Origin of the sequence: Jatrophihabitans sp., from assembly GCF_036388195.1 — a bacterium.
Lineage (GTDB): Bacteria > Actinomycetota > Actinomycetes > Mycobacteriales > Jatrophihabitantaceae > Jatrophihabitans_A.
Genome location: NZ_DASVSG010000099.1, coordinates 1 through 10,441, shown reverse-complemented (window position 1 = coordinate 10,441; position 10,441 = coordinate 1). Strand labels below are relative to the sequence as shown.

Here is a 10,441-nt window from a genome sequence, read left to right as displayed (position 1 = left end):
CCGATCACGCTGCCGTCGCCGATGCCCTGCGGCTGGCAGACATCTGGCTCGATGGCGCCACCGACCTGCCATCGGGAATCACCACCACCGAGGCCTGGAGCCAGATCGACTGGGTGGAGAAGACCATCGGGACCTGGGCAGCGCTGTGCGATCCGGTGGCCAGCCGGGTGGTCGCTGCGATGTCGAGCGCGATCCCTCCTGAGATGAGCGCGCAGGCCGGCCCGATGGCGCCGATGATGGCCCAGCTCGGCGGCATGATGTTCGGCGCCCAGCTCGGGCAGGGCATCGCCGCGCTGGCGGATGAGGTCGTTTCCGGGACCGAGGTGGGTCTGCCCCTGGGCCCGCCCGGAGTCGGCGCGCTGGTCGTGGCCAACCTCGACGCGCTGGCCCAGGGCCTTCAGCGCCCGGTTGCCGACGTCAGGCTCTTCATGGCCCTGCGGGAGGCTGCGCATCACCGGCTGTTCGGTCACGTGCCCTGGCTGCGCCAGCAGCTGATCGAGGCGGTGGATGCCTACGGCCGCGGCATCTCCATCGACCCGGAGGCGATTTCGGCCGCGCTCAATGACATCGACCCCAGCAACCCCGAATCCATGCAGAACGCGCTGACCGGCGGACTGTTCGAACCGCAGAACACCGAGGCCCAGAACGTCGCGCTGCGCCGGCTGGAGACGCTCCTGGCGCTGATCGAGGGCTGGGTGGACGCCGTGGTGAGCCAGGCAGCCAGCGCTCGGATGCCCGGCGGTGATGCGCTGACCGAGGCGATGCGGCGCAGGCGCGCCTCCGGTGGGCCTGCCGAGCAGACCTTCGCGACCCTGGTCGGGCTGGAGCTGCGTCCCCGGCGGTTGCGCGATGCCGCCGCGCTGTGGGCGGCGATGTACCAGATGCACGGCACCTCCGCCCGGGACGGGCTGTGGAATCACCCCGACCTGCTTCCCAGCGCAGACGATCTCGATGACCCGACGGGCTTCGCGGCGCAGCGCGGCGCCACTCATGATCTGCAGATGCCTGAGCTGGACGATCCCGACCTGGCCTCGTTCCGGCCGGCGGGTGAGCGTTCTGGCGAGGACGCCGGAGCCCCGGCTGAGGCTGCTGTCGAGGGGACCGAAGCTGCTGTCGAGGGGACCGAGACACCGGCCGCGGCCGCTCCTCCGGTGACTGCTGCCGATGCCACCCGGTCCGGGACTGCCGATCCCGAGGCGGCCGGACCTGACGCTGCCGAGCCGGGCACGACCGGGCCGGGCGCCGAAACCGAGCCGGGCACGACCGGGCCGGGCCATGGCAGGTCGTCCACAGGCGCGGACCGGCCCGCTGGACCGCCATCCGGCTCAGGCGAGTCGCAGTCCGACAGCTCGGGCAGCTGAGCAGCCACCGCCACCCCTTCGAGAAAGCCGCGGGCACGCTCGGTGCGCGGGTAGCGCTGCGCCCAGGCCCAGAAGGCGCGGTCGTGTCCCGGCTCGAGCAGGTGGCAGAGCTCGTGCACCAGCACGTAGTCGATGACCCAGGCAGGCATCGATTGCAATCGGTGTGACAACCGGATGGTTCTATCGCCGATGGTGCACGAGCCCCAGCGATGGTTCATGTTGGTGACCCAGCGGACGCTGAGGGGCTGTGGCCGCCCGTCCAGATAGGCGTGGGACAGCTGACGGGCGCGGCCGAGCAATTCACTGTCACCGGCGCGGAGGCCGGAGTTGGCCATCCTGGCCTCCCGGCGGGTGACCCGTTCGACCATTTCGGCGATCAGCCGCCGCTCTTCGGCTTTGCTGGTTCGAGCGGGCATCAAAATGATGATCTTGTCGCCATCGCGGTACGCGGACACCGTCCGGCGCCGGCGCGCGCTTCGCCGGACCTCGATCAGCGGGGATGGATCGACCATGTCCGTCACCCTAAGCCGCGCAGCCGACAAGACCCGGCGAGGACGGGCCGATTGTGGAGAAAGTGGCGGCCGTTATCCACAGCTTGTCAACGACACCGTGCGCGCGTCGTCCAGAGGTTATCCACAGCTGACTCCACAAGTGTGGACATTAGGTTGAGGGTTCTCGCCTTCCTGTGGATAGTCGGCCTTCGGTGTCGGGCCGATGTGCCAACGTCCTGTCCATGACACCGCAGCACCTGCATTCCACTGACCGGGCGCCGGACCACGACCTGCCGTCCGGCTCTGCGATCCCTCGACGGCTGAACCGGGCTGTGGTGGTGCTGTGGCGGTCGCGGCGGGTGGTCCAGCTCGAACTCGGCAGCCGCCGGATCATCGTGGAGAACGTAGAGCCCGAGCACCTGTCGGCGCTGCTGTGGCGCGCCGGCAGCCGACCCCGCGCGGCGCCGTCCCGGGACTGCCCGGACGGGTTGCCCGAGCTCACCGCGATGCTCGACAAGGCGGGGTTCCTGACCGGCGTCGATCCGGGGCAGCCCGAGCAACGGTCCCTGATCCCGGCCCGGCTGACGGCCGATCTGGGGGCGCTGACGGCGCGGTATGCAGACGCGGCGGAGACGATGCTGTCCGCTCGCGGGGCGGCGGCTGTCGCGGTGCACGGCACCTCGAGGCTGGCGACCTCGGTGGCTGCCACCTTCGCTGCCGCCGGGGTGGGTTGGATCCAGCTGGTGCACGGTGGCGAGGTCTCAGCCGCCGACGCCTGCCCCGGCGGGGTGACGCCTGCCGATGAGGGCCGCAGGTTCGCGGTCGCGGCCGACGAGGCGGTGCGCCGGTACGGCCCGGACGTGGAAACCGGTCCCATCCCGCCGGAACGCGCCACCGACCTGGTGGTGCTCACCGACCCCGCGCCGGTGGACACGTCGTTGCGCTCGGCTCTGCACCAGGACCGGGTGCCCCATCTACGGGCCACCGTGGACGGCGAGCAGGCGACAGTCGGCCCGCTCGTGATACCCGGACGAACGAGCTGCCTGCAGTGCGCTGATCTGCACCGGACCGATCGCGATCCGGCCTGGCCGGCGCTCGCGGTGCAACTGGCTGCCCGGCCGCGCCGGCGGGTCAGCTCCGATGTCGCGCTGTGCGTGGCGACGGTGGGGGTGGCGGTCGGACAGGCGCTGGCCTACCTGGACCGGCAGCGGCCGGCCGTCCTCGGCGCGACCCTGGAATGGCAGCTGCCGGACTGGCGGTTGCGCCGCCGGAGCTGGCCTGCTCATCACGGCTGCGACTGTGGCGCTGCACTCGTAGCCAGCCCATACACGGCAGACACGGCAGAATAGAACCGTGACTGATATCCCGCAGCGGGGCGTGGCACGTACCGCCCGGCTCGCCAGCCTGCCCCTGGGCGTCGCCGGCCGGGCGACCGTGGGCCTGGGCCGCCGGTTGAGCGGTCAGTCACCTGAAGACGTCCAGGCAGAGCTTGCCCAGCGCACGGCCGAGCAGCTGTTCGCGGTGCTGGGTCAGCTCAAGGGCGGGGCGATGAAATTCGGCCAGGCGCTGTCCGTCTTCGAGGCCGCGCTGCCCGAGTCCTCCGCCGCGCCGTACCGGGAAGCGCTCACCCGCCTGCAGGAGGCCGCTCCCCCGATGGCGCCGGCCACCATGCACCGGGTGCTCGATGAGCAGTTCGGCACGTCGTGGCGATCGCGCTTCAGCTCCTTCGACGACGAGCCTGCGGCGGCCGCCTCGATCGGGCAGGTCCACCGCGCGGTATGGGCCGACGGCCGCGAGGTGGCGGTCAAGATCCAGTACCCCGGCGCGGGCCCGGCGTTGATGGCCGACTTCAACCAGCTGTCCCGGTTCGCCAAGGTCTTCGGCATGATCTCTCCCGGCCTGGACGTCAAGCCCCTGCTCGCGGAGTTGAAGGCCAGGGTCAGCGAAGAGCTCGACTACACGCTGGAAGCCGCTGCCCAGCGCCAGTTCGTCGCCGCCTACGAGGGCGATCCCGATATCGTCGCGCCCCGGGTGGTCGCCAGCGCGCCCAAGGTGGTGGTCAGCGAGTGGCTGGAGGGCACCCCGCTGTCGAAGATCATCGCCACCGGCACGCAGGAGCAGCGAGACCGCGCCGGCGGGCTGCTTGCCCTGTTGCACTTCTCAGCTCCCCAGCGCTGCCAGCTGCTGCACGCCGACCCGCATCCCGGCAACTTCCGGCTGCTCGAGGACGGCCGGATCGGCGTTCTGGACTTCGGCGCCATGGCACGGCTTCCGAATGGCACACCGGAGCCGCTGGGCCGGATCACCCGGCTCGTGCTGGAGGGCGACACCGACGCGGTGATGGCCGCGATGCTCGCCGAGCGGTTCATCCGGCCGGGCTTGAGCATCGACGCGGAGAGGGTGATGGACTACCTGCGCCCGATCCTCGAGCCCTTGGCCCAGCCGGAGTTCAGGTTCACCCGCGAATGGATGCGGGAACAGGCCCAGCGCATCGGCGACCCGCGCAACGAGGCTGCCCGGGTGGGCCGGCTGCTGAACCTGCCACCGGAGTACCTGTTGTTGCACCGGGTGACCCTGGGCTCGATCGGGGTGCTCTGCCAGCTCGGGGCTCGTGCGCCGTACCGCCAGATCGCCGAGGCCTGGCAGCCCGGTTTCGCCAGGTAACTCCAGCGCACCAGGTACTGCGCACACCAGACGCTCGGGGCCGCTGCCCGCTCTGCCACGGCGCCATCGCTCTGGACGCAGCGCCGCGGATGCGGTCTGTTCACCACCATTCCGGCTCCAACTTGGCTTCCACAGCCCGGAGATTGTCCCGCGCGCAGCGCGGGCAGGTCCAGCGGCGCCGGTCGCCGTCGGCATCCAGCACCCAGGTCAGCGGCGGGTCGCCATCGGCATCGGTCGCAGCCTGCCCACAGATCTGGCAGGTCACCGGGCATTGAGTCACAACTCATTCCAGCGTGCCGCGGCCTCCAGCGGAAGGCGCCACACCGCCGCCGTCGCGCTATCTACGGCAGCCAGCCGTCAAGAACGACTGACCGGCAGCCGGTGTCACCCGGCTGCCGGTCAGCCCAGCTCATGCCACCAGCTCGTAGTCGGCGCCCAGCTGCTCGGCCAGCCGCCGCTGCGAACGAGCGGCCCGGTTGGCGGAGTAGGCCGCCAGCCGGTGCCAACGGTGCGTGTGCACGAGCTGCTGCGACAGCCTGCGCTGGGCCGCTGACGCCATCTGCTCCTGCATTCGATCTCGTGCGAGTGCTTCATACATCGTGTACATCTGACTGACTCCTTGTGTGCTAAAGCCTGAATGGATCCGTTCCGCGTACGGCGGACGGTGAGAACCGAAGACCAACCGCAGGCCGGTTACCCGGCCGCCGTCGGCTGAGCCTCAGGCGGCGACCACGTTCTTGCGTGGCCGGCCGCGTGGGCGCTTGCGAGCGATGACGGTCCCTTGGCTGAAGATCTCGCCACCCCAGACCCCCCAGGGTTCGCGGCGATCCAAGGCGCCTGCCAGGCACCCGGCCCGCACCGGGCACTCAGCGCACAGCGCCTTGGCCTGCTCCAGTTCGGTGGGCGACTCGGCGAACCAGAGGTCGGCATCGAGCGACCGGCAGGGCAGGTCGTCGATGTCGGCGCCGAAGGCCGGGTCGACCGTGACAGCCAGTGGCTCACAGATCGAGATAGCAGCCGGCGGTTCGGCCACAACCCACGGTTGCGTCTGCTGCTCGGTCAGAGTGGCAGTGGCAAACACGTCGGGTCACCTCCTACTTCGTTGTAGAAATCCGTTTCGTATTCAGTTGTGCCGTGGGCGGGCGTTGCCTGCGCCTGCCCTCCTGGCCTCGGCGAGCGGAGCCAGGAAATAACAAAGGCCGCGGTTCCCGGTCAGGGAATCCGCGGCCTCGAAAGGTTCGTTCTGAGGTGATCAGAGCGGAATCTTTCGAGGTCGGCGAGCCTGACCGAAGACAGTCGTCATCTCGGTGCCAGCGATGTCGTGATTGCGCATGACGACACAAGCCGACAGTCCTGCCGGGACAGCACCGAAGGCAGCCGGGGTCACGTTGGCTGCGAGGAGCTTCGTGTAAGTCGACATGATCGGCACCTCCTTGCGAATCTCGGCGCGCTACCGGCAGGCAGCGACGGCGAACTGATCGGGTTGTGTACGCGAGGCTAGCGGAGAGCGTGAGATGGGCACAAACCATTTATTGAAAAGTCGCCGAATGTTTATTGCGGGGCATCGGGCCGCCACCCAGGCCGGCCGGCATGCGGTCGATGCCCGGGGCTTGATTCACCGGTCCCGGGAGTTCGATTCCCTAGCCATCGCTGGTCATCAGTCGACGGCCACCGGATCCGGATCCTCACCGGCCAGCACCGCCAGCACCGCCTCGGCGTACCGCTCCAGCTTGGTCGGGCCCACGCCGGGCACCTGCGCCAGCTCCGCCGCGGTCGCCGGCGCGCGATCGGCGATCGCCACCAGGGTGGCATCGGAGAACACCACGAAGGCCGGCACCGACTGCGCTTCGGCCTGCTTCTTGCGCCAGGCGCGCAGCCGGCCGAAGGCGGCGGCATCCTCCGCGGGCACCGTAGTCTTCGCCCGCTTGCCCGAACCGCCAGCCCGGCCGGTCGCACGCTCGGACGTCCCGGGACGCAACCCGTCCAGGAACCTGCTCGGGCGCCGGCGCCTGGCCTGCCCGGGATTGCGGGCCAGCGCCCAGGACAGCATCAGGTGCTGCCGGGCACGGGTGATGCCCACGTAGAACAGCCGGCGTTCCTCGGCCAGCTGCTCCGGAGTGCTGGCATGCTGGATCGGCAGCGTCTGGTCGGTCAGCCCCACCAGGAACACCGCGTCCCATTCCAGCCCCTTGGCCGAATGCAACGACGCCAGCGTGACGCCCTGCACCGTGGGAGCGTGCTGTGATGCCGCGCGCTGCTCCAGGTCGGCGTTGAACTCATCGAGCCGGGCGGCCGGAATCTCGACGGCGAACTGCTCAGCCAGGTTCACCAGGGCGGCCAAGGACTCCCAGCGCTCGCGGGCGGCGCCGCCGGGTGGTGGATGCTCGGCGTTCCAGCCCACCGAGCTGAGCACCTCTGCCACCGATTCCGGCAGTGACACGCTCCCGTCGTCCGCCCGCGCCGCGCCGCGCAGCAACACCAGCGCCTGGCGGATCTCGGCCCGGTCGAAGAACTTCTCGCCACCGCGCAGGACGTAGGGGATGCCCGCCTCGGACAGGGCTTGCTCATACACCTCGGACTGGGCATTGATCCGGAACAGCACCGCGATCTCCGACGCCGGTGTCCCCGCTGCGATCAGGCGCTTGGCCGCCGCGGCCACCGACTCGGCTTCGGCGACCTCGTCGTCGTGCTCGGTGAAGCTGGGCGGCGGGCCGTCCGGCCGCTGGCCGATCAGCCGCAGCCGTGCTGCCGGGCCCTCGCTGGCGCCGCTGATCAACCGGTTCGCCAGCTCGACGATCTGCGGGGTGGAGCGGTAGTCGCGCTCCAGCCGCACAACCGTCGCCTTCGGATAGCGCTCGGCGAAGCCGAGCAGGTAGGACGGCTTGGCCCCGGCGAAGGAGTAGATCGTCTGGTTGGCGTCGCCGACCACGCAGACGTCATCGCGCCCGCCGAGCCATGCGTCCAGCAGCCGTTGCTGGATCGGCGAGACGTCCTGGTACTCGTCGATCACGAAGTGGCGGTAGCGGGTCCGAATGGAGCGGGCAACCTCGGGTAGCTCCTCCAGCGCCGACGCCATGATCAGCAGCAGGTCCGAGAAGTCGATCTCGTTGTTGCGGTGCTTGGCCTCCTCGTAACCGACGTACACCTCGGCGACCCGTTCCGGCGGCAGCGAGATGCCCCGGTTGGCCTTCGCCGCGGCAGCCGGATACTCCTTGGGAGTGACCAGCGAGGACTTCGCCCAGTCGATCTCACCGGCCAGGTCGCGCAGCTCGGCCTTGTCGGTGCGCAGCCGCAGCCGGTTCGCGGCCTGGGACACCCAGCGGATCGGATTGCTGGCCACCTCGGGCATCGGCCCGCCCAGGATCTGCGGGGCGAAGTAGCTCAACTGGCGCAGCGCCGCGGAGTGGAAGGTGCGGGCCTGCACGCCGCCGGCGCCCAGGCCGCGCAACCGGGTGCGCAGCTCGCCCGCCGCCCGGGCGGTGAAGGTCACCGCCAGCACCGCATCGGCCGGCACCGCGCCGCTGGCCACCGCATAGGCGATCCGGTGGGTGATGGCCCGGGTCTTGCCGGTTCCGGCGCCGGCCAGGATGCAGACGGGGCCGGAGACCGCCTCGGCCGCCGCGCGCTGCTCCGGATCGAGGCCGGCCAGCACCCGCTCGGCCGCGGCGCCGGCTGCCTGACCGGCCATCGGGTCAGCGGGATAGGCGGTGGAGCGGGCGGCGGTCACTCCTGCATCCTGCCAAGGGGGACCGACAGTTCGCTGCGCCGGGCCGGAATCTGTGCACGGCGAAACCCGCTGTGTACGGCCGAACCGCAAGCCGCATCCGCCCAGGAGGGAACATCTGGGACCATCGTGGCCGTTGAACCTGCCAGATTCGCTCATACCTGCGGAAGGCTCCTTCGATGACTGCCTCGTTGACGATGTACACCACCCCGTGGTGCGGATACTGCGTCCGGCTCAAGCACAGCCTGGCCCGCGCCGGAGTCGCCTTCACCGAGGTGGACATCGAGCAGGACGAGAGCGCGGCGGAGCGGGTGATGCAGGTCAACGGTGGCAACCAGACCGTCCCCACCCTGGAGTTCTCCGACGGCTCGGCGCTCACCAACCCGACCGTGCAGCAGGTGCAGGAGAAGCTCGCCGCCTTGGTGTGAGGTCAGGGTCTGAGGCGCGGCGCTGAGGTGAGGCGCTATGCCGCCGTCACGCAGGAGTTGCTGGCCCAGCAGCTGATCCAGACGCTGATCGAGCGCCATCCCGGCGGGCATCCGTTGCGGGCCGGTCTGGACGCGCCCGGCTGGGTCGAGCTCGGGCCGCTGATCGATGCCCTGGGCGCCGGGCTGCGGGCCCTCGGGCATCCGGTCGCCGTGGTGCGCGCCGGTGACTTCTACCGCGACGCCTCGCTGCGGTTCGAGCACGGCAAGACCGACGTCGAGTCCTTCTACACCGGCTGGCTGGACGGAGCCGCCCTGCAACGGGAGGTGCTCAGGCCGCTGGGCCAGCCCGGAGGCGGCCAGTACCTGCCGACGCTGCGCGACCCGGCCACCAACCGGGCCACCCGGTCCCGCCCTGCGCCGCTGCCGGCCAATGGCGTCCTGCTGGTGTGCGGTGAGCTGCTGCTCGGCGCCGGGCTCAGCTTCGACCTGGCCGTCCACTTCGCGGTCAGCCGGGCGGCCAGGAAACGGCTGGTCCCCGACGACCGGCGCTGGACGTTGCCGGCCTTCGACCGGTACGACATCGACGTCGACCCGGCCGGGCTCGCCGACGTGGTGATCCGTTACGACGACCCTCAGCACCCCGCCGTCTCGGTGCGGTGAGCGCGCTCAGCCCTCCAGCAACCAGGCGTTGATCAGCTGCCGGGCGATCGACATCGTCCCCGGCAGGCCGCGCAGCGGCGGCAGCGGCTGGCCGGCGTCAAGCGCCGGCTCGCTGCCCCAGTCGGTGGCCCGCCGGACCTCCTCGCGGGTGTACCAGCCGGCCTCGACGATCTCGTCGGCGTCGATCACCAGCCGCGGGTCACCGGCCACCCGGGCGGTGTAGCCGAGCATCAACGACGCCGGGAACGGGTGTGGCTGGCTTGCCACGTAGGCGACGTCGCACACCTCGATGCCCACCTCCTCGCGCACCTCGCGGGCCACCGCGGCCTCGGCCGACTCCCCCGCCTCGACGAAGCCGGCCAGCACCGACATCCGCCCGGCCGGCCACTGCGGCCCGCGGGCCAGCACGCACCGGCCGGCGCCGTCGTGCACCAGCATGATCACCGCCGGATCGGTCCGCGGGAAGTGCTCGGAGGAATCCACCGGGCAGGTCCTGGTCCAGCCGGCCTTGCTCACCTCGGTCCGCGCGCCGCAGCGTGGGCAGTGCCGGTGCGTCCGGTGCCAGGCCTGCAACGCCACCGCGGTGGTGAGCAGCCCGACGTCCAGGTCGGTCAGCTCGGTGGCCAGCTCGCGCAGGCCACGCCAGTCGGCCCCCGCGATCTCGTCGGTGGCCAGCAGCGCCAGGTACACCGCGCCGTCGGCAGCGCCGAGCAGCACCCGGACACCGTCGACGGCAGCCTCGGACGGCGGCACGTACCGCAGCGACGGGCCAGGCCGGACCTGAGCCGTCCCGGCCGGTGAGATCAGCAGGACCCGGCTGGCCGGATCGTCCCAGGCCGCCGTCACCCAGCCCTCGTCGGTGCGCCGGTGCGCGATCCGGTCGTGCGCCGAGCGCGCCAGGATCGGCACGTCCGGCACCGCCCACGGGTCGCTCGCCGGCCGGTCGGGCGCCAAGGACTACTCGACCTCCACGATGCCGGACAGTGGCGCCGTGATCGCGCCGGCATCCCCCACCGCGACACCGGCCAGCCGGCGGGGCGCCAGGAACTCCGCGGCCACCTCGGCCACCTCGGCGACGGTGACCTTGGCCAGCCGCACCGGATGGGTGGCGAG

General features: G+C 70.9%; 10 protein-coding genes and 1 pseudogene. 5 read left to right on the top strand and 6 right to left on the bottom strand.

Features of this window, described 5'->3' with window-relative positions; translation table 11 throughout:
* On the top strand, window positions 1-1,361 hold a 1,361-nt coding region (locus tag VF612_RS10285), incomplete at its 5' end, for a zinc-dependent metalloprotease (RefSeq protein WP_408659756.1).
* On the opposite strand, the pseudogene VF612_RS10280 reads toward VF612_RS10285, so the two are convergent.
* A pseudogene (locus VF612_RS10280) lies at window positions 1,346-1,873 on the bottom strand (M48 family metallopeptidase); the annotation flags it as partial. The gene VF612_RS10285 and the pseudogene VF612_RS10280 sit on opposite strands and share 16 nt — an antisense overlap.
* Before the next feature lie 221 nt (window positions 1,874-2,094).
* Between VF612_RS10280 and VF612_RS10275 the strand changes: the two are divergent.
* Together VF612_RS10275 and VF612_RS10270 are read left to right on the top strand one after the other, a co-directional pair.
* The gene (locus VF612_RS10275; RefSeq protein WP_408659755.1) at window positions 2,095-3,201 is read left to right on the top strand and encodes a thiamine biosynthesis protein ThiF; all 1,107 of its coding nucleotides are present in this window, start codon (window positions 2,095-2,097) and stop codon (window positions 3,199-3,201) included.
* 4 nt (window positions 3,202-3,205) lie between these two features.
* Entirely contained in the window at window positions 3,206-4,516 is a 1,311-nt protein-coding gene (locus VF612_RS10270) for an ABC1 kinase family protein (protein ID WP_408659754.1), read from the top strand.
* A gap of 100 nt (window positions 4,517-4,616) precedes the next feature.
* On the opposite strand, the gene VF612_RS10265 is transcribed toward VF612_RS10270, so the two are convergent.
* The 4 genes from VF612_RS10265 to VF612_RS10250 form a co-directional block, all read right to left on the bottom strand.
* Window positions 4,617-4,781 carry a hypothetical protein gene (locus tag VF612_RS10265; protein WP_408659753.1) on the bottom strand — a complete coding sequence of 55 codons (165 nt, stop codon included), beginning with the start codon at window positions 4,779-4,781 and terminating at the stop codon, window positions 4,617-4,619.
* A 144-nt stretch (window positions 4,782-4,925) separates the two neighbouring features.
* Window positions 4,926-5,087, bottom strand: a complete 162-nt coding sequence (locus VF612_RS10260) for a hypothetical protein (protein WP_408659752.1) — start codon at window positions 5,085-5,087, stop codon at window positions 4,926-4,928.
* Window positions 5,088-5,234: 147 nt separating this feature from the next.
* A complete protein-coding gene (locus VF612_RS10255) occupies window positions 5,235-5,522 on the bottom strand; it encodes a WhiB family transcriptional regulator (RefSeq protein WP_408659758.1) in 288 nt (95 codons plus the stop codon).
* A 651-nt stretch (window positions 5,523-6,173) separates the two neighbouring features.
* Window positions 6,174-8,204: an ATP-dependent helicase gene (locus VF612_RS10250; RefSeq protein WP_408659757.1), complete on the bottom strand. Its 2,031-nt coding sequence runs from the start codon at window positions 8,202-8,204 to the stop codon at window positions 6,174-6,176.
* A gap of 215 nt (window positions 8,205-8,419) precedes the next feature.
* Here VF612_RS10250 and VF612_RS10245 point away from each other — a divergent pair, with 215 nt between their 5' ends.
* Together VF612_RS10245 and VF612_RS10240 are read left to right on the top strand one after the other, a co-directional pair.
* Entirely contained in the window at window positions 8,420-8,668 is a 249-nt protein-coding gene (locus VF612_RS10245; RefSeq protein WP_408659751.1) for a mycoredoxin, read from the top strand.
* A gap of 27 nt (window positions 8,669-8,695) precedes the next feature.
* On the top strand, window positions 8,696-9,328 hold the full coding sequence (locus tag VF612_RS10240) for a uridine kinase (RefSeq protein ID WP_408659750.1): 633 nt from the start codon (window positions 8,696-8,698) through the stop codon (window positions 9,326-9,328).
* A 6-nt stretch (window positions 9,329-9,334) separates the two neighbouring features.
* On the opposite strand, the gene nudC is transcribed toward VF612_RS10240, so the two are convergent.
* Window positions 9,335-10,282 carry an NAD(+) diphosphatase gene (gene nudC / locus VF612_RS10235; protein ID WP_408659749.1) on the bottom strand — a complete coding sequence of 316 codons (948 nt, stop codon included), beginning with the start codon at window positions 10,280-10,282 and terminating at the stop codon, window positions 9,335-9,337.
* Window positions 10,283-10,441 lie beyond the last annotated feature (159 nt).

Coding starts and splice junctions, on each gene's coding strand:
- VF612_RS10275 (WP_408659755.1), top strand. CDS start 2,095: ATGACACCGCAGCACCTGCATTCCACTGACCGGGCGCCGGACCACGAC.
- VF612_RS10260 (WP_408659752.1), bottom strand. CDS start 5,087: ATGCAGGAGCAGATGGCGTCAGCGGCCCAGCGCAGGCTGTCGCAGCAG.
- VF612_RS10250 (WP_408659757.1), bottom strand. CDS start 8,204: ATGGCCGGTCAGGCAGCCGGCGCCGCGGCCGAGCGGGTGCTGGCCGGC.
- VF612_RS10245 (WP_408659751.1), top strand. CDS start 8,420: ATGACTGCCTCGTTGACGATGTACACCACCCCGTGGTGCGGATACTGC.